The 17,458-nt window shown below is 65.7% G+C and carries 16 protein-coding genes; 11 read left to right on the forward strand and 5 right to left on the reverse strand.

What is annotated here, in order from left to right:
• Nucleotides 1-128: 128 nt before the first annotated feature.
• Entirely contained in the window at nucleotides 129-1,583 is a 1,455-nt protein-coding gene (gene thiI / locus PI990_RS29560) for a tRNA uracil 4-sulfurtransferase ThiI (protein WP_271659294.1), read from the reverse strand.
• A 332-nt stretch (nucleotides 1,584-1,915) separates the two neighbouring features.
• Between thiI and glnA the strand changes: the two genes are divergently transcribed.
• The 5 genes from glnA to ntrC all read left to right on the forward strand — a co-directional run bounded on the left by glnA (nucleotide 1,916) and on the right by ntrC (nucleotide 7,427).
• On the forward strand, nucleotides 1,916-3,322 hold the full coding sequence (glnA, locus tag PI990_RS29565) for a glutamate--ammonia ligase (protein ID WP_021222133.1): 1,407 nt from the start codon (nucleotides 1,916-1,918) through the stop codon (nucleotides 3,320-3,322).
• A 212-nt stretch (nucleotides 3,323-3,534) separates the two neighbouring features.
• On the forward strand, nucleotides 3,535-4,095 hold the full coding sequence (locus PI990_RS29570; protein WP_271659295.1) for a DUF4124 domain-containing protein: 561 nt from the start codon (nucleotides 3,535-3,537) through the stop codon (nucleotides 4,093-4,095).
• 3 nt (nucleotides 4,096-4,098) lie between these two features.
• Nucleotides 4,099-4,719, forward strand: a complete 621-nt coding sequence (locus tag PI990_RS29575; RefSeq protein ID WP_271659296.1) for a DUF4124 domain-containing protein — start codon at nucleotides 4,099-4,101, stop codon at nucleotides 4,717-4,719.
• A 189-nt stretch (nucleotides 4,720-4,908) separates the two neighbouring features.
• Nucleotides 4,909-5,994 carry a nitrogen regulation protein NR(II) gene (gene glnL, locus PI990_RS29580; RefSeq protein WP_021222136.1) on the forward strand — a complete coding sequence of 362 codons (1,086 nt, stop codon included), beginning with the start codon at nucleotides 4,909-4,911 and terminating at the stop codon, nucleotides 5,992-5,994.
• Nucleotides 5,991-7,427, forward strand: coding sequence for a nitrogen regulation protein NR(I) (gene ntrC / locus PI990_RS29585; RefSeq protein ID WP_021222137.1), 1,437 nt, complete (start codon nucleotides 5,991-5,993; stop codon nucleotides 7,425-7,427). Before glnL ends, ntrC begins: the two co-directional genes overlap by 4 nt.
• A gap of 845 nt (nucleotides 7,428-8,272) precedes the next feature.
• On the opposite strand, the gene PI990_RS29590 is transcribed toward ntrC, so the two are convergent.
• Entirely contained in the window at nucleotides 8,273-8,713 is a 441-nt protein-coding gene (locus PI990_RS29590; protein WP_043240562.1) for a hypothetical protein, read from the reverse strand.
• Here PI990_RS29590 and PI990_RS29595 point away from each other — a divergent pair.
• Nucleotides 8,712-9,173, forward strand: coding sequence for a tRNA (cytidine(34)-2'-O)-methyltransferase (locus tag PI990_RS29595; RefSeq protein WP_271659297.1), 462 nt, complete (start codon nucleotides 8,712-8,714; stop codon nucleotides 9,171-9,173). The genes PI990_RS29590 and PI990_RS29595 overlap by 2 nt on opposite strands.
• 59 nt (nucleotides 9,174-9,232) lie before the next feature.
• Here the strand turns inward: PI990_RS29595 and secB are convergent, their stop codons facing one another.
• The 3 genes from secB to PI990_RS29610 are packed head-to-tail and all read right to left on the reverse strand — an operon-like array spanning nucleotide 9,233 to nucleotide 10,424.
• Nucleotides 9,233-9,718, reverse strand: coding sequence for a protein-export chaperone SecB (gene secB / locus PI990_RS29600; RefSeq protein WP_021218677.1), 486 nt, complete (start codon nucleotides 9,716-9,718; stop codon nucleotides 9,233-9,235).
• A gap of 35 nt (nucleotides 9,719-9,753) precedes the next feature.
• Entirely contained in the window at nucleotides 9,754-10,008 is a 255-nt protein-coding gene (gene grxC, locus PI990_RS29605; RefSeq protein WP_021218676.1) for a glutaredoxin 3, read from the reverse strand.
• A 2-nt stretch (nucleotides 10,009-10,010) separates the two neighbouring features.
• Nucleotides 10,011-10,424 (reverse strand): rhodanese-like domain-containing protein, encoded by a 414-nt coding sequence (locus PI990_RS29610; protein WP_021218675.1) that lies wholly within the window; start codon nucleotides 10,422-10,424, stop codon nucleotides 10,011-10,013.
• Between the two features lie 144 nt (nucleotides 10,425-10,568).
• Here PI990_RS29610 and gpmI point away from each other — a divergent pair, with 144 nt between their 5' ends.
• The 5 genes from gpmI to PI990_RS29635 all read left to right on the forward strand — a co-directional run bounded on the left by gpmI (nucleotide 10,569) and on the right by PI990_RS29635 (nucleotide 17,431).
• A complete protein-coding gene (gpmI, locus tag PI990_RS29615; RefSeq protein WP_271659298.1) occupies nucleotides 10,569-12,104 on the forward strand; it encodes a 2,3-bisphosphoglycerate-independent phosphoglycerate mutase in 1,536 nt (511 codons plus the stop codon).
• 128 nt (nucleotides 12,105-12,232) lie between these two features.
• Nucleotides 12,233-13,492, forward strand: a complete 1,260-nt coding sequence (locus PI990_RS29620; RefSeq protein ID WP_271659299.1) for a murein hydrolase activator EnvC family protein — start codon at nucleotides 12,233-12,235, stop codon at nucleotides 13,490-13,492.
• 31 nt (nucleotides 13,493-13,523) lie between these two features.
• Nucleotides 13,524-14,852: a S41 family peptidase gene (locus PI990_RS29625; RefSeq protein ID WP_021218672.1), complete on the forward strand. Its 1,329-nt coding sequence runs from the start codon at nucleotides 13,524-13,526 to the stop codon at nucleotides 14,850-14,852.
• 304 nt (nucleotides 14,853-15,156) lie between these two features.
• On the forward strand, nucleotides 15,157-15,843 hold the full coding sequence (locus PI990_RS29630; protein WP_271661377.1) for a divergent polysaccharide deacetylase family protein: 687 nt from the start codon (nucleotides 15,157-15,159) through the stop codon (nucleotides 15,841-15,843).
• A gap of 97 nt (nucleotides 15,844-15,940) precedes the next feature.
• Entirely contained in the window at nucleotides 15,941-17,431 is a 1,491-nt protein-coding gene (locus tag PI990_RS29635; RefSeq protein ID WP_271659300.1) for a hypothetical protein, read from the forward strand.
• Nucleotides 17,432-17,458: the final 27 nt, after the last annotated feature.

Consider the following 17,458-nt stretch of genomic DNA (forward strand, 5'->3'; position numbering starts at 1 on the left):
TGTGCATCTCGATCAGAGGATTCGGTTCGCCGCTGAGTCTAGGCGGCCTGTATGAAAAACGTTCGATTCAGCCCGCCCGCTGGTCGGGGGGGCGGTGGCGGATGCTGCCGCCGTACAGCCCGGGCTGTTTAGGCCGGGCGATAAACGCGCACATTGGCATGCCCCTCGCTGAGCAGATGGTGAGCATGCAGGCGGCTCATGACGCCTTTATCGCAATAGAGGAGGTACTGGCGATTTTCGTCCAGTTCCTTGAAGCGGCTGTTGATCGCGTAGAACGGCATGGCCTGGACTTCGATGCCCGCCAGCTCCAGCGGTTCATCTTCCTGGGCGTCGGGGTGGCGGATGTCGATGACGATCTGCCCCGGCAGAGCCTCGCTCACCTCCTCCACCTTCAGGTCCTGGCCCAGCTCGTCGATCACCCGGTCGATGGGGATCAGGCGCGCGCGCTCGATGGCGCGTTCCAGCACGGCCATGTCGAACTGCGTCTCTTCATATTCGATGCGGCTCTTCTTGGCGCGGGTGGTGGGGTTCACCGAGATCACGCCGCAGTATTCGGGCATGTGCTTGGCGAACTCGGCAGTGCCGATCCGGGTGGCGGTGTCGATGATGTCCTGCTTGTGGCTGGCGATCAGCGGGCGCAGCACCAGCATGTCGGTGGCCGAGTCGATCACCGAGAGGTTCGGCAGGGTCTGGCTGGACACCTGGGAAATGGCCTCGCCTGTGACCAGCGCCTCGATGCGCAGTTGCTCGGCCATGCGCGTGGAAACCCGCAGCATCATGCGCTTGAGGATCACGCCCATCTGGCTGTTGTCGACCTTGCCGAGGATCTCGGCCACCACTTCCTCGAACGGCACGCTGATGAACAGCACGCGCTGGGAGCGGCCGAACTTTTCCCACAGGTAGTGGGCCACTTCCATCACGCCCAGCTCGTGGGCACGACCGCCGAGGTTGAAGAAGCAGAAGTGCGCCATCAGGCCGCGACGCATCATCTGGTAGGCGGCGACGGTGGAATCGAAACCACCGGACATCAGCACCAGGGTCTGCTCCAGCGAGCCCAGCGGGTAACCGCCCAGGCCATCATGCTGGTGGTGGATGACGAACAGGCGCTGGTCGCGCACTTCGATGCGCACTTCCACTTCCGGGTTCTTCAGCGAGATGCCGGCGGCGTTGCACTCACGACGCAGGCGGCTGCCGACATGGCTCTCCAGCTCCATCGAGGTGAAGGTGTGCTTGCCGGCACGCTTGCAGCGCACGGAGAAGATCTTCCCGGGAATCTGGTCGGCGTAATGCAGCTTGCACTTTTCCAGCACGTCGTCGAAGTCGCCGAGCGGGTACTCGTTGACCTCCAGGAAGTGGGTGATGCCGGGCGTGCAGGTGAGGCGCTCGATCATCTCCGCAAGGAGCTTGGGGTCGGTCTGCGTCGTGACCAGTTCCAGGTTGTCCCAGATGCCGCTCACCTCGACTTCCGGGTCGAGATCACGCAAGACCACGCGAATGTTCTTCGCGAGCTGGCGGATGAAATGCTTGCGCACCGGCCGGCTCTTGATGGTGATTTCGGGGAAGACCTTGATGATGAGTTTCATGAAAACAGCACTGGCTGGGACGCTGAAAAAAGAGGGGCGCGGATTATAGCGGAAATTGTTCAAGCTTTGACCAAAATCAATCACACCTCTTCGCTACGCACCAAACAGGTGCAATCTCGATGCGCGGAGCACGGAATTGGTGCGCAAAACTGTACACAATCAATCGGCAGCCCCCGGCCCGCGTGAGTTCTAGGGCCTTTGCCCATTCCAGGGCACTGGCACGCAATTTGCTCCCTTGTGAGGCAGGTTGCCCTGGCGGACTATGCCGCCCCGGCTTCACCTTTTTATTGGGGGCTTGCACGACAGCCACCCCCGACCACCTGGAGGACACCATGTCGAAGTCGCTTCAACTGATTAAAGACCATGACGTGAAGTGGGTTGACCTGCGCTTCACCGATACCAAAGGCAAGCAGCACCACGTGACCATGCCGGCACGCGACGCGCTGGACGACGAGTTCTTCGAAGTCGGCAAGATGTTCGACGGCTCGTCCATACATGGCTGGAAAGGCATCGAAGCCTCCGACATGATCCTGCTGCCGGTCGACAGCACCGCCGTGCTGGACCCCTTCACCGAAGAGCCGACCCTGATCCTGGTCTGCGACATCATCGAGCCGAGCACCATGCAAGGCTACGATCGCGACCCGCGCTCCATCGCCAAGCGCGCCGAGGAATACCTGAAGACCACCGGTATCGGTGACACCGTCTTCGTCGGCCCGGAACCCGAGTTCTTCATCTTCGACGAAGTGAAGTTCAAGTCCGACATCTCCGGCTCCATGTTCAAGATCATCTCCGAGCAAGGCTCGTGGATGACCGACCAGGACGTCGAAGGCGGCAACAAGGGCCACCGCCCGGCCGTCAAAGGCGGTTACTTCCCGGTTCCGCCGTGCGACCACGACCACGAAATCCGTACTGCCATGTGTAATGCCATGGAAGAAATGGGCCTGGTCATCGAAGTTCACCACCACGAAGTGGCGACTGCCGGTCAGAACGAAATCGGCGTGAAGTTCAACACCCTGGTCGCCAAGGCTGACGAAGTTCAGACCCTGAAGTACTGCGTGCACAACGTCGCCGACGCCTACGGCAAGACCGCGACCTTCATGCCGAAGCCCCTGTACGGCGACAACGGCTCGGGCATGCACGTGCACCTGTCGATCGGCAAGGACGGCAAGAACACCTTCGCAGGTGAAGGCTATGCCGGCCTGTCCGATACCGCCCTGTACTTCATCGGCGGCATCATCAAGCACGGTAAGGCCCTGAACGGCTTCACCAACCCGTCGACCAACTCGTACAAGCGTCTGGTTCCCGGCTTCGAAGCCCCGGTCATGCTGGCCTACTCCGCCCGCAACCGTTCCGCCTCGATCCGTATCCCGTACGTGTCCAGCCCGAAAGCACGCCGCATCGAAGCGCGCTTCCCGGACCCGGCTGCCAACCCCTACCTGGCCTTCGCCGCTCTACTGATGGCCGGCCTGGACGGCATCCAGAACAAGATCCACCCCGGCGATGCGGCCGACAAGAACCTGTACGACCTGCCGCCGGAAGAGGCGAAAGAGATCCCGCAGGTTTGCGGCAGCCTGAAAGAGGCGCTGGAAGAGCTGGACAAGGGCCGTGCGTTCCTGACCAAGGGCGGCGTGTTCAGCGACGACTTCATTGATGCCTACATCGAGCTGAAGAGCGAAGAAGAAATCAAGGTGCGCACCTTCGTGCACCCGCTGGAATACGACCTGTACTACAGCGTCTGATCCAGCTGCCTGCATAGGCAACGTGCCGCGCAAGCGGCGCGGACTGAGAGGCCTCCTTCGGGAGGCCTCTTTTTTTATGGCATGGATTGCGTGCAACAACGCCCTCGAACCGAGCGATTTTCCGGCTGCGCCGCACAGCCGCATCAGGCCGAACTTGCCAGCTTGGCGCGCGGGTGCAAGGCTTAGCGGCATCATCCAGAGGAGACCGGCCCATGCGCCTCCTGCTCGCCTGCCTGCTGCTGTCGCTGACGCTCCCCGCCACGGCGCAGATCTACAAGTACACCGACGCCAACGGCAATACCGTCTTCACCAACCAGCCGCCGGATGGCACCAAGACCGAAGAGGTCAGCCTGCCCACCACCAACACCGTGGAAGCGCAGAAACCCGTGACGCCGGTCGCCACCCCGAAAGACCAGGCGGCGGAAACGGCGTACAAGGAACTCCGCCTGACCGACGTCCCCAGCGAAGAAGCCCTGCGCGCCAACAACGGCACCTTCTCCGTCGGCGTGCAGCTGATTCCGCGCCTGCGCCCGGGCCATCAGCTGCAGCTGCTGCTGGACGGCAAGCCCGCGGGCCAGAAGGTCAACGTGCCGCGCCTGCAGGTGGTCAACGCCGACCGTGGCGAGCACAGCCTCGCGGTCCAGGTACTGGCCGGCGACCAGGTCGTGCAACAGAGCGAAACCGTCACCTTCACCGTGCAGCGGGTCAACACCAGCAGCCCGGCGCTGCGCCCGCCACCCCCTCCGAAACCCACTCCGAAGCCAGCCAACTGACCCATGCGCACGATCCTGCTCTTCCTGTTGTTCGCCAGCCTGCCGGCGATGGCCCAGGTCTACACCTATGTCGACGAGGAAGGTAACCGCGTCTTCACCGACCGGCCCAAGCCCGGCAATGCCGAGCGCATCGAACTGGCGCCCTCCAACGGCATGACCGCCCAGCCAACGGCCCCCGCCGTGCTGCCACCGGCCGCCATTCCCCGCGAGCTGGGCTACCAGGTGCTGCGCATTCTGGTGCCCGAGCCGGACGCCACGCTGCGGGACATGGAAGGCAACCTCATCGTCACCGCCATGAGCGAGCCCGGCCTGCGCGATGGCCACAGCTATCGCCTGGTGCTGGACGGCAAGACCCAGGGCGAGCACGGCCGCAGCCCGGTATTCCCCATCACCAACCTGGATCGCGGCACCCACCAACTGGCGGTGGAGATAGTCGACGGCAAGGGCCGCGTAGTGGAACGCACGCCGAACCAGCCGGTGCACATCCTGCGTACGACCCTGGCGCAGAAGCGCCAGGCCCGCCCCTGCCAGAAGAAGGACTACGGCGTGCGCCCCGAATGCCCGCTCAAGGACAAGCCCAAGGAGCCGGACAAAGGCATCATCGGCATCCTTCCGTTCTTCTGATCCACTGACGCACCGCAATGGTGCGTCACGCTGCACCGATTTCTATACTCTCCCCATTTTGGTTCGCCCGCGCACCGCCGCGCTGCGCTGAAAAGCAGCCGCAAGCGGCTGGTTGCCTGTTTCAGCGCGTCTTTTCAGGGCTTGGTTTGCTTCTTGCATTTTCCTGCCCATCGCCGAGATGCCCGACCTATGACCATCAACGACGCCCTGCACCGACTGCTGCTCGACAACCTGACCACCGCGGTGATCCTGCTCAATGCCGACCTGCGGCTGGAGTACATGAACCCGGCGGCGGAAATGCTTCTGGCCGTCAGCGGCCAGCGCAGCCATGGCCAGTTCATCAGCGAGCTGTTCACCGAATCCCCCGAGGCGCTGACCTCGCTACGCCAGGCGGTGGAAGAGGCGCACCCCTTCACCAAGCGCGAAGCCATGCTCACCTCCCTCGCCGGGCAGACCCTGACGGTGGACTACGCGGTGACGCCCATCCTCAACAAGGGCGCCACCCTGCTGCTGCTGGAAGTACACCCGCGCGACCGGCTGCTGCGCATCACCAAGGAAGAGGCGCAACTGTCCAAGCAGGAGACCACCAAGCTGCTGGTGCGCGGCCTCGCCCACGAGATCAAGAACCCCCTGGGCGGCATTCGCGGTGCCGCCCAACTGCTGTCCCGGGAACTGCCGGAAGAGCACCTGAAGGACTACACCAACGTCATCATCGAAGAGGCGGACCGCCTGCGGAACCTGGTGGACCGCATGCTCGGCTCCAACAAGCTGCCGTCCCTGGCGATGACCAACGTCCACGAAGTGCTGGAGCGCGTCTGCAGCCTGGTGGAAGCCGAGAGCCAGGGCGGCATCACGCTGGTGCGCGACTACGACCCGAGCATCCCGGATGTGCTCATCGACCGCGAGCAGATGATCCAGGCCGTGCTCAATATCGTGCGCAACGCCATGCAGGCCATCTCCGCCAACAACGACCTGCGCCTCGGGCGCATCACCCTGCGTTCGCGCACCCTGCGCCAGTTCACCATCGGCCACACCCGGCATCGCCTGGTGACAAAGGTGGAGATCATCGACAACGGCCCGGGCATCCCGCCCGAACTGCAGGAAACCATCTTCTATCCCATGGTCAGCGGGCGCCCCGACGGTACCGGGCTCGGGCTGGCCATCGCCCAGAACATCATCAGCCAGCACCAGGGCCTGATCGAGTGTGAGAGCCACCCCGGCCACACCGTCTTCTCGATCTTCCTGCCGCTGGAACAAGGAGCCACATCCTCATGACTCGTAGTGAAACCGTCTGGATCGTCGATGACGACCGCTCCATCCGCTGGGTCCTGGAAAAAGCTCTGCAACAGGAAGGCATGACCACCCAGAGCTTCGAAAGCGCCGACAGCGTGCTCACCCGACTGGGTCGCCAGCAGCCCGACGTGATCATTTCCGACATCCGCATGCCCGGCTCCAGCGGCCTGGACCTGCTCGCACGCATCCGCGAGCTGCACCCGCGCCTGCCGGTGATCATCATGACCGCCCATTCCGACCTGGACAGCGCCGTGGCGTCCTACCAGGGCGGCGCGTTCGAATACCTGCCCAAGCCCTTCGACGTCGACGAGGCGGTATCACTGGTCAAGCGCGCCAACCAGCACGCCCAGGAACAGCAGAGCCTCGAAGCCCCGGTCAGCCAGCCGCCCACCCCCGAGATCATCGGCGAGGCGCCGGCGATGCAGGAGGTGTTCCGCGCCATCGGCCGCCTCAGCCATTCCAATATCACCGTGCTGATCAACGGCGAGTCCGGCACCGGCAAGGAGCTGGTGGCCCATGCGCTGCATCGCCACAGCCCCCGCGCCAGCTCGCCCTTCATCGCCCTGAACATGGCGGCGATCCCCAAGGACCTGATGGAATCCGAGCTGTTCGGCCACGAGAAAGGCGCCTTCACCGGCGCAGCCAACCAGCGACGCGGCCGCTTCGAGCAGGCCGATGGCGGCACCCTGTTCCTCGACGAGATCGGCGACATGCCCGCCGACACCCAGACCCGCCTGCTGCGGGTGCTGGCCGATGGCGAGTTCTACCGCGTGGGCGGCCACACCCCGGTCAAGGTGGACGTGCGCATCATCGCCGCCACCCACCAGAACCTGGAAAACCTGGTGCAGGCCGGCAAGTTCCGCGAGGACCTGTTCCACCGCCTCAACGTCATCCGCATTCATATCCCGCGCATGTCGGACCGCCGGGAAGACATCCCGGCGCTGGCCCGCCACTTCCTCGCCCGTGCGGCCCAGGAGCTGGCCGTAGAGCCCAAGCTGCTCAAGCCGGAGACCGAGGAATACCTGAAGAACCTGCCCTGGCCAGGCAACGTGCGCCAGTTGGAGAACACCTGCCGCTGGATCACCGTCATGGCCTCGGGCCGTGAAGTGCATGTGGACGACCTGCCGCCGGAGCTGCTGACCCAGCCCCAGGACGCCGCCCCGGTCACCAACTGGGAACAGGCCCTGCGTCAGTGGGCCGACCAGGCCCTGGCCCGTGGCCAATCCAGCCTGCTGGACAGCGCCGTGCCGTCGTTCGAGCGGATCATGATCGAGACCGCCCTCAAGCACACCGCCGGCCGCCGTCGCGACGCCGCCGTGCTGCTGGGCTGGGGTCGCAACACCCTGACCCGCAAGATCAAGGAACTGGGCATGAAGGTGGACGGCGGCGACGAGGACGACGGCGACGACGCCTGATTCTCTCCGCCCCCCTCCCCCCTTCCATACGCGGGCCTGCTGGCCCGCGTGACGCATCCGGCGGCACCCCGCCCTCCGCGTTGTAGGAGCGGGTCCGTTCGCGACGGATCGCTGGCCGATCCCCAAGCCCCTCGGAAAGGCCCACCGCGAATGGATTCGCTCCTGCTCCCTCCCTTGCCCTCCCACGCCCCGAACTCCCCGTAGAGCAGCCATCCAGACGCCTGCGCGACCTGCACCAGGGCGGGCTGCAGTCGCTAAAAACGATCCCCGCTGGTGCCACGCACCGCTTCGGCGCATCAAAAACGTGCTCAGAAAATGGCCAGGAATCCGCGAGAAACGGCCTGCAGGCGGTCATGTCGAGCAACAACGGAAAAGCGCACGAAACGCTACAGGCCAGGAATTACGGGACTTTCAGAGCTGAAGGTCGATGCGAAGCGAGCCTGAACAGGCATCACGAATAGAAACTGGCACACCCCCTGCATTGGTAGAGACAACCAGTTTCGGGGACCTTGGTACAGGCAGGCCGGGGATCCCTCTTTTATGCAAGACCCTTCGCTGCCAGCGTCACCGCGTCGAGCCAGGCTCCGCGCGCGCACGGCGAAGGGGAACGGTTTTGGGGGCCTTGGTACAGGCAGGCCGGGGAACCCCCTTTCTTACACCGCCACGCCGTAACGGCAGCCACAGGCCCGGACAGCGCAGCGACAACCCTTTTGGGGACCCAGGTACAGGCAGGCCGGGGAATCCCCTTTCTTATCCCGCCACGGGCGCTGCGAAAGCGGCACCGGGCACGATGCGACGACCCGTTTCGGGGACCTTGGTACAGGCAGGCCGGGGAATCCCCTTTCTTATCCCTCCCGCAGGCTGATCTGCAGCCGCCACTTGCCATCCACTTCGGCACCGCTCCACTCCCCATGCAGGGGGCGGGTGGCCACGAAGTGCAGCAACAGCCCGTTCCGACTCATCTGCAATCGCCAGTTCAGCGCCTTGTCCCCCAGCTGCAGGTGGCCTTGCTGCGGCTCGGCGCTGGCATCGAAGAGAAAGGCCAGCGCACCGTCCATATGTTCCGCGTGCTGGCGGGGTTCGTCGTTGAACCACAGCGCCAGGCCGCCCGGCACTTCCTCCACCCGTTCCAGGTGGACGGGCCCCGGCGCGGTCAGGCGGCCGATCATCATGCCCACCAGCAGTCCGAAAATCGCCAACGAGCCCAAAAAGCGCGGCCACATGCGCCGCCTCGGGTCCTCATCGGGAGTAGAATGCCGCCGGTTTTGGCGCTGGGGGCCACGCATGTTTCACGTCATCCTTTTTCAACCGGAAATTCCGCCGAACACCGGCAACATTATCAGGCTGTGCGCCAACTCGGGCTGCCACCTGCACCTGATCGAACCCCTGGGTTTCGAGCTCGACGACAAGCGCCTGCGCCGCGCCGGGCTGGACTACCACGAGTACGCCCCCCTGCAGCGCCACGCCGACCTGGAAAGCTGCCTGGCGAGCCTGGGGCACCCCCGCGTGTTCGCCTTCACCACCAAGGGCACGCAGCTGTTCCACGACGTTGCCTTCGAGAAGGGCGACGCCTTTCTTTTCGGCCCGGAAAGCCGCGGCCTGCCGGAGGAGGTGCGCAACGCCCTGCCGCCCGAGCAGCGCCTGCTCCTGCCCATGCGCCCCGGCTGCCGCAGCCTGAACCTGTCCAACACGGTGGCGGTGGCGGTCTACGAGGCCTGGCGCCAGCACGGTTTCAGCCTGGACTGAGGGCCATCGCCCGCCCACAAAAAAGCGCCCCGAGGGGCGCTTTTTTCATCCAGCGCGGATCAGGCGTTGGCCGGGGCTTCGCCGGCGGCCTGCAGGCGCGCCATTTCCTGCGCGTACAGGGCGTCGAAGTTCACCGGAGCCAGCATCAGCGCCGGGAAGGAGCCACGTACGACGAGGCTGTCCAGGGTTTCGCGGGCGTAGGGGAACAGGATGTTCGGGCAGAAGGCACCCAGGGTGTGGCTCATGGAAGCCGCATCCAGGCCCTTGATCAGGAAGATGCCGGCCTGCTGCACTTCGGCGATGAAGGCGGTCTCTTCGCCGTTCTTCACGGTCACGGAGAGGGTCAGCACCACTTCGTGGAAATCACCGTCCAGCGACTTCTGGCGGGTGTTCAGGTCCAGCGCCACGCTCGGGGTCCACTCCTGACGGAAGATCTCGGGGCTCTTGGGGGCCTCGAACGACAGGTCACGCACATAGATACGCTGCAGCGAGAATTGCGGGTTCTGGGCTTCCTGGGAAGCGCCGTTGCTTGCTTGTTCAGTCATGGCAGAGCCTTCTTGTTCGTACGTTTCTAGTGGGGTCACGCCTTGAGCAGAGCATCCAGCTTGCCCGCCCGCTCAAGGGCATAAAGGTCGTCACAGCCGCCCACATGGGTCGAACCGATCCATATCTGCGGCACCGAGGTACGCCCCGCCTTGCGGGTCATCTCGGCGCGGACGTCGGGCTTGCCATCGACACGGATCTCTTCGTACTGGACGCCCTTGTTGCCGAGCAATTGCTTGGCCCGGATACAGTAAGGGCACCAATCGCTGGAATAGATGACGACGGCAGCCATATTCACTTCACCAACGGCAGGTTTTCGCCGCGCCAGCTGCCGATGCCGCCAGACAGCTTGAGGGCGGTGAAGCCGGCTTTTTGCAGGTCACGGCAGACAGTGCCAGCGTGCTGGCCCATGGTGTCGACCACTATGATGGTCTTGTCCTTATGCTTATCCAGCTCCGCAAGGCGAGCAGCCAGCTTTTCGTAGGGGATGTTCAGCGAGTCGACGATACGACCGGCGGCGAAATCCTTGTTGCTGCGCACGTCGAGGACGATGCCCTGGCCACCGTTGACCAGCGCGGTGAGCTCGCGGGTGCTGATGCTGCGGCCACCACGGCGCAGTTCGTGGGCGATCAGCAGCACCAGCAGGACGACGAAGGATGCGCTCAGCACATAGTGGTTAGTGGCAAATTCAATCAGGTGGGCGAACATCGACGGGTCCCGGGACGGTAAAATGCCGGCCAGTATACACAGCACCACAGGTCCACCAAACCCCGCACGGCGGTGACGTACAAGGAACTTGTACGTAAAATGCCGCTCCCTTTTTGATCTTCTTGTGCCATGCGAGTCGGACTTATGACAGCCACGCCCAAACCCCTGGTTCTGATCATCCTGGACGGCTTCGGTCACAGCGACAGTCCCGAATACAACGCCATCTACGCGGCCACCAAACCGGTGTACGACCGCCTGCTGGCCACCCAGCCCCACGGCCTGATCTCCGGCAGCGGCATGGACGTGGGCCTGCCCGACGGGCAGATGGGCAACTCCGAGGTCGGCCACATGAACCTCGGCGCCGGCCGCGTGGTGTACCAGGACTTCACCCGCGTCACCAAGGCCATCCGCGATGGCGAGTTCTTCAACAACCCGGTGATCGTCGAAGCCGTGGACAAAGCCGCCGCCGCCGGCAAGGCCGTGCACTTCATGGGCCTGCTCTCAGACGGCGGCGTGCACAGCCACCAGGACCACCTGGTCGCCATGGCCGAACTGGCCGCCCAGCGCGGTGCCGAGAAGATCTACCTGCACGCCTTCCTCGACGGCCGCGACACCCCGCCGAAGAGCGCCGAGCCGTCCATCAAGCTGCTCGACGACGCCTTCGCCCGCCTCGGCAAGGGCCGCATCGCCAGCCTGATCGGCCGCTACTTCGCCATGGACCGCGACAACCGCTGGGACCGCGTCGAAGCCGCCTACAACCTCATCACCGAAGGCCGGTCCGAGTTCACCGCCGCCAGCGCCGCCGAAGGCCTGGCCGCCGCCTACGAGCGCGGCGAGAGCGACGAATTCGTCAAGGCCACCCGTATCGGCGACGCCGCCCCGGTGGAAGATGGCGACGCGGTGATCTTCATGAACTTCCGCGCCGACCGCGCCCGCGAGCTGTCCCGCGCCTTCGTCGAGCCCGGCTTCAAGGAGTTCCCGCGCCAGCGCGAGATCGCCCTCGCCGGCTACGTGATGCTCACCCAGTACGCCGCCAGCATCCCTGCGCCCAGCGCCTACAAGCCCGAATCGCTGAACAACGTGCTGGGCGAATACCTGGCCGCCAACGGCAAGACCCAGCTGCGCATCGCCGAGACCGAGAAGTACGCCCACGTGACCTTCTTCTTCTCCGGCGGCCGCGAAGAGCCCTTCGAAGGCGAGGAACGCATCCTCATCCCGTCGCCCAAGGTCGCCACCTACGACCTGCAGCCGGAAATGAGCGCCCCCGAGGTGACCGACCGCATCGTCGACGCCATCGAGAACCTGCGCTACGACGTGATCATCGTGAACTACGCCAACGGCGACATGGTCGGCCACACCGGCGTGTTCGAGGCCGCGGTCAAGGCCGTCGAGTGCCTGGACACCTGCCTCGGCCGCATCACCACGGCCCTCGACAAGGTCGGCGGTGAAGCGCTGATCACCGCCGACCACGGCAACGTCGAGCAGATGGAAGACGAAATGACCGGCCAGGCGCACACCGCGCACACCTGTGAGCCGGTGCCCTTCATCTATTACGGCAAGCGCCAGGTGAGCCTGCGCGAAGGCGGCGTGCTCGCCGACGTGGCGCCGACCCTGCTGACCCTGATGGGCCTGCCGGTGCCGGCCGAGATGACCGGCAAGACCATCGTCGAGCTGAAATGAGCCGCGCGCCGACCACCGGCGCAGCGGTTTCGTGTCGAACGCCCCAAAGCTCAGGCTTCGGGGCGTTTTTTTTGCCGAGCGCGACGGGCATACTAGGCCGGTCCTCCTCCCTGGTGCCGCACCTCCCCATGTTTCGCGTCCTCGCCCTCTTCCTCCTTGCCTGCCTGCTCACCCCGGCCATCGCCGACGAGCGCGCGCAGACCCAGCAGCAGCTGGATCAGGCCGCCAAGGACGTCGCCGAGCTGAAGAAGCTCCTGCAGCAGTTGCAGCAGGAAAAGAGCGGCGTGCAGCAGGACCTGAAGAAGACCGAGTCCGACATGGGCCAGCTGGAGAAACAGGTCAAGGACCTGCAGCAGGAGCTCGACAAGGGCGAAGACGAGGTCAAGCGCCTGGACCAGGAGAAAAAAAAACTCCAGGGCGCGCGTCTTGAACAGCAACGGCTGATCGGCATCCAGGCCCGCGCGGCCTACCAGAGCGGCCAGCAGGAATACCTCAAGCTGCTGCTCAACCAGCAGCACCCCGAGAAATTCGCCCGCACCCTCACCTACTACGACTACCTCAGCAAGGCCCGCCTGGAACAGCTTGACGCCTTCAACGAGACCCTGCGCCAGTTGGCCAACGTCGAGCGCGACATGGCCACCCAGCAGGCCGCGCTCATCGAGCAGAAAAGCGCCCTGGACGGCCGTCGCGAGCAGCTCGCCGGCCTGCGCAAGGAGCGCCAGCTGGCCCTGGCCAAGCTGAACAAGGACGTGACCGACCGCGACCAGAAGCTCAAGGCGCGCCAGCAGGAGCAGGCCGACCTCGGCAAGGTGCTCAAGACCATCGAGGAAACCCTTGCCCGCCAGGCCCGCGAAGCCGAGGAAGCGCACAAGCGCGAGCTGGCCGAACGGCAGCGCCAGGAAGACGAGCTCAAGCGCTCCCCGGCCGCCGCCAAATCCATCTCCGGGCCCCTGGTTTCAAGCACCGGGGGCAATTACGGCGGCCCTTTCGCCAGCGCCCGGGGCAAGCTGCCCTGGCCGGTCGACGGCCGTCTCGTTGCAAGATTTGGAACTCCTCGCGGCGAAGACGCACGAACTAAGTGGGATGGCGTGCTCATCGGCGCCAGCGCAGGCAGCCAGGTGCGTGCCGTACATGGGGGGCGCGTGGTATTCGCCGATTGGTTGCGTGGAGCCGGGTTGCTGGTCATCCTCGACCACGGCAACGGTTTCCTCAGCCTGTACGGACACAACCAGAGCCTGTTGAAAAATGCCGGCGACATCGTCAAGGCGGGGGAATCCATCGCCACCGTCGGCACCAGTGGCGGGCAGGACACGCCCGCGTTGTATTTCGCCATTCGCCAACAGGGCCGCCCCAGCGACCCCGCGCAATGGTGCCGAGCGCAAGGATAAGCGCCACTTCATCCAGTAGGAGTTGATTCGCATGCCGCATCTGTCCCGCCTTACCTCCCTGGCCATGGCCCTGGCACTGATCGGTGGCGCCTCGTTCGCCAACGCCGCCCAGGAGCCGCCGGCAACGGCACCCGCCCAGGCGCCGATGGCGAACGGCAAGGCACCGCTGCCCCTGGACGAGCTGCGCACCTTCGCCGAGGTGCTGGACCGGATCAAATCCGCCTACGTCGAGCCGGTGGACGACAAGACCCTGCTGGAGAACGCCATCAAGGGCATGCTCAGCAACCTCGACCCGCACTCCGCCTACCTGGAGCCCGAGGCCTTCCAGGAACTGCAGGAAAGCACCAGCGGCGAGTTCGGCGGCCTGGGCATCGAGGTGGGCACCGAGGACGGTTTCATCAAGGTGGTCTCGCCCATCGACGACACCCCCGCCTCCAAGGCCGGCATCCAGCCGGGCGACCTGATCGTCAAGATCGACGGCCAGCCCACCAAGGGCCTGTCGATGATGGAAGCCGTGGACAAGATGCGCGGCAAGGCCGGCAGCCCCATCGTCCTGACCCTGGTACGCGAGGGCGGCCAGCCCTTCGACGTCGAGCTCAAGCGCGCCGTGATCAAGGTCAAGAGCGTGAAGAGTCAGCTGCTGGACAAGAACTACGGCTACATCCGCATCACCCAGTTCCAGGTCAACACCGGCGAGGAAGTGGGCAAGGCGCTGGCCAAGCTGCGCAAGGAAAACAGCGACAAGAAGCTCGCCGGCCTGGTCCTCGACCTGCGCAACAACCCCGGCGGCGTGCTGCAGTCCGCGGTGGAAGTGGCTGACCACTTCCTCACCAAGGGCCTGATCGTCTACACCAAGGGCCGTATCGCCAACTCCGAGCTGCGCTTCTCCGCCGACCCGGCCGACGCCAGCGAAGGCGTACCGCTGGTGGTGCTGATCAACGGCGGCAGCGCCTCGGCGGCCGAGATCGTCGCCGGCGCCCTGCAAGACCACAAGCGTGGCGTGCTGATGGGCACCGACAGCTTCGGCAAAGGCTCGGTGCAGACCGTGCTGCCGCTGAACAACGACCGCGCCCTGAAGCTCACCACCGCGCTGTATTTCACCCCCAACGGCCGCTCCATCCAGGCCCAGGGCATCGTCCCGGACGTGGAAGTGGCCCGCGCCAAGGTCACCCGCGAGCAGGACAGCGAGAACTTCAAGGAAGCCGACCTCGCCGGCCACCTCGGCAACGGCAACGGTGGCGCGGACAAACCCAGCTCCGGCAAGGCCAAGTCCGCCCAGGCCCGCCCGCAGGACGACGACTATCAGCTGAGCCAGGCGCTGAACCTGCTCAAGGGCCTGAACGTCACCCGCGGGGATTGAGGTGAGCCGGGGAGCCTGGCTGCTGGCGCTGCTGCTCGGCGCGTCGGCGACCCAGGCCCGCGACCCCCTCCCGCCCCTGCCCCGGCTGCCCCTCTTGGCGCCGGAGCAGGCGGTGCCCGCCCAGCCGCAACCCATCCAGCCCGGCCCTATCCGACTCGGCCCCGAGCAACCGGCCAGCGTCACGCCCAGCGCCACCCCTGCCCCGGTGGCAGTCCCGGTACTGCCGCCCGCCGAGGCCGACAAGCCCGAAAAAACCCTTCCCCCTGCCCCGGCAACCCCACTCGATAGCCGCCAGCACCCTCGCCTGAGCCTGGTGATCGACGACCTCGGCCAGACGCCCGAGCGCGACCGCCGCGTGCTCGCCCTACCCGGCCCTGTGGCCCTGTCGATCATCCCCGACGCGCCCCACGCCACCCAGCTGGCCAATACCGCCCACGCCGCCGGCAAGACGGTGATGCTGCACCTGCCCATGGACCCGGCCGGCGGCCCCTTCGCCTGGCACCCGGACATGCCGGTGGACGAACTGCAGCGCCGCCTCGACGCCGCCTTGCGCGTGGTGCCCCACGCCCAGGGCCTGAACAACCACATGGGCAGCCGCATGACCGCCCAGCCCCAGGCCATGGCCTGGCTGATGCACCGCCTGCAGGGCGACCACCGTTTCTTCGTCGACAGTCGCACCAGCGCCGCCACCGTGGCCGCCGCCGAAGCGCAGAAGATCGGCCTGGCCAGCCTCTCGCGGGACATCTTCCTCGACGACGACATGCACCCCGATGCCGTCGCCGCCCAGTTCGCGGCAGCCCTGAAGCTCGCTCGCAAGCAGGGCTCGGCGGTGATGATCGGCCATCCGCACCCTGCCACCCTGGCGCTGCTCGAACGCGAGCTGCCGCGCCTGAAGGCACAGGGGTTCGAACTGATCGGGGTGCAACAGATGATCGCCCTGCGCAGCAACCGCGCCATGGCCGCCCACGGCAAGGCCGGGGTCTATCGCTGAGCCGGCGTGCGCCAGCGCATGTTCCCCGGCATCGCGGCTGGGCAAACGTGCGGCGAGTCTTTAGGCTTCAGCGCCTCTCCTGCAAGGATGCCGTTCCATGTCCCGTCGCGTCTCCCTGATCAAGGCCTTCCTCCTCCTGGCGTTCGTCATCGCCGCGGCGGTGCCCACGGGCTATATCTGGATCATCGTCAGCGCCAAGCTGGAACTCGGCGGTGCCAGCCCGGGCGAAGAGATCGTGGGCACCACCAGCCGCGTCGAGCAGCGGGCCCGCCAGCAATACTGCACCGGCGTGCTGGCGACACCGAAGAACACCTGGCTGGTCGGCCGAATGGACCGCGCGGAAAAGGCCGAGGACCAGCCCGGCATCGACCTCGACGCACTGATCCGCGGCGGCGCTGCCGAACCGGACGACGAGGAGCCCTCAGGCTTCGGTGGCCTCTTCGGCGGCGGCCTCTCCAGCGATCCGCAGACCACCTACCTGTCGCGGCTCGACGCCAACGGTGAGTTCGTCCAGGTCGCCCGCCTCGGCGAAACCGCCTGCCTGATGGCGACGCCCGATGGCGATGCCCTTTACCTGCTCACCGGCGTCAACCGCCCCGATGATTGGCAGCAGGCGGACATCCGGCAGACGGTGGTCCTGCGCAGCGACGACCAGGGCGCCAGCTGGGCACCCCTGGACCAGGGCCTGCTGGCGGAGGCCAACGACCTGGCCTGGGCGCTCGACCCCTATTTCTTCGACAACCGGCAGGTCTGGGCCTGGGCCAGCCTGCCGCAGAGCGGCAGCGCCTACGGCGCGCCCGAGAACCTGCGCGGCGGCCTCTACTACTCGCCCGACCAGGGCGCGACCCGCGAGGCGATCGTCGCCAGCGACGATCTGCTGGTCAGCCTCGACACCATTCGCAGTCGCGCACCTGAAGGCGTCAACTGGGGCGACTACAACGGCGAGTACGGCCGCATCACCAGCCACATCCGACAGTTCGACGACCAGCACGCGGCGATCTGGGTCTCGCAGTCCTTTCTCTACGGCGAGCCAGACGGCCAATACCTGACCACCCCAGTGTTCGTCACCAGCAAGGCCCGCCTGGTACGGGAAGGCGGCCAGTGGCAAATGGGCCCGCTGGAACGGGAGTTCGGCCTGCACCTGGACGAGGTCGTGAGCAACGACGAGAAGCGCGTGATCGCAGTGATCGAGCGCGAAGGGGACGCGGCCACCCGGGTCGCCGAACTGGACCGGCAGACCCTCGCCTGGCAAGCCCGGGGCAGCCTGCCCAGCCCGTTCTGGCCGCTGCCCTCCAGCACCGGCCTGCGCGGGTTCAGCATCGGCAAGGGGGTGCTGCTGGCCAATACCGGCAGCAGCTACAGCGTCCCCCTGTGGCTCTACCCCAAGGCCAACGGCGAGCCGGCGACCATTTCCTCCGATGCGGTGTTCTATTCACGTGACTGGGGGCGGAGCTGGAGCCGCCTCGCCATCGAGGGCTACCTCGGCGTGCAGGGACTGGACCCGCGCACCGACCGGGTGTTCTGGGCCGAAGGCGACTGGTACGACGTCAACCCGGACCCGCGCATCCACAGCTACCACCTGGACTGACGCGCACGGCGAAGTCCGCCGGTAGGC

This window comes from Pseudomonas sp. TUM22785, assembly GCF_028198105.1.
In the GTDB taxonomy this organism is placed as follows: Bacteria; Pseudomonadota; Gammaproteobacteria; order Pseudomonadales; family Pseudomonadaceae; genus Metapseudomonas; species Metapseudomonas solani.

What these genes read in the sequence shown, in the direction of transcription:
- thiI (WP_271659294.1), bottom strand. Translation starts at nt 1,583, where the DNA reads ATGAAACTCATCATCAAGGTCTTCCCCGAAATCACCATCAAGAGCCGG.
- glnA (WP_021222133.1), top strand. Translation starts at nt 1,916, where the DNA reads ATGTCGAAGTCGCTTCAACTGATTAAAGACCATGACGTGAAGTGGGTT.
- PI990_RS29570 (WP_271659295.1), top strand. Translation starts at nt 3,535, where the DNA reads ATGCGCCTCCTGCTCGCCTGCCTGCTGCTGTCGCTGACGCTCCCCGCC.
- PI990_RS29575 (WP_271659296.1), top strand. Translation starts at nt 4,099, where the DNA reads ATGCGCACGATCCTGCTCTTCCTGTTGTTCGCCAGCCTGCCGGCGATG.
- glnL (WP_021222136.1), top strand. Translation starts at nt 4,909, where the DNA reads ATGACCATCAACGACGCCCTGCACCGACTGCTGCTCGACAACCTGACC.
- ntrC (WP_021222137.1), top strand. Translation starts at nt 5,991, where the DNA reads ATGACTCGTAGTGAAACCGTCTGGATCGTCGATGACGACCGCTCCATC.
- PI990_RS29595 (WP_271659297.1), top strand. Translation starts at nt 8,712, where the DNA reads ATGTTTCACGTCATCCTTTTTCAACCGGAAATTCCGCCGAACACCGGC.
- PI990_RS29590 (WP_043240562.1), bottom strand. Translation starts at nt 8,713, where the DNA reads ATGCGTGGCCCCCAGCGCCAAAACCGGCGGCATTCTACTCCCGATGAG.
- secB (WP_021218677.1), bottom strand. Translation starts at nt 9,718, where the DNA reads ATGACTGAACAAGCAAGCAACGGCGCTTCCCAGGAAGCCCAGAACCCG.
- grxC (WP_021218676.1), bottom strand. Translation starts at nt 10,008, where the DNA reads ATGGCTGCCGTCGTCATCTATTCCAGCGATTGGTGCCCTTACTGTATC.
- PI990_RS29610 (WP_021218675.1), bottom strand. Translation starts at nt 10,424, where the DNA reads ATGTTCGCCCACCTGATTGAATTTGCCACTAACCACTATGTGCTGAGC.
- gpmI (WP_271659298.1), top strand. Translation starts at nt 10,569, where the DNA reads ATGACAGCCACGCCCAAACCCCTGGTTCTGATCATCCTGGACGGCTTC.
- PI990_RS29620 (WP_271659299.1), top strand. Translation starts at nt 12,233, where the DNA reads ATGTTTCGCGTCCTCGCCCTCTTCCTCCTTGCCTGCCTGCTCACCCCG.
- PI990_RS29625 (WP_021218672.1), top strand. Translation starts at nt 13,524, where the DNA reads ATGCCGCATCTGTCCCGCCTTACCTCCCTGGCCATGGCCCTGGCACTG.
- PI990_RS29635 (WP_271659300.1), top strand. Translation starts at nt 15,941, where the DNA reads ATGTCCCGTCGCGTCTCCCTGATCAAGGCCTTCCTCCTCCTGGCGTTC.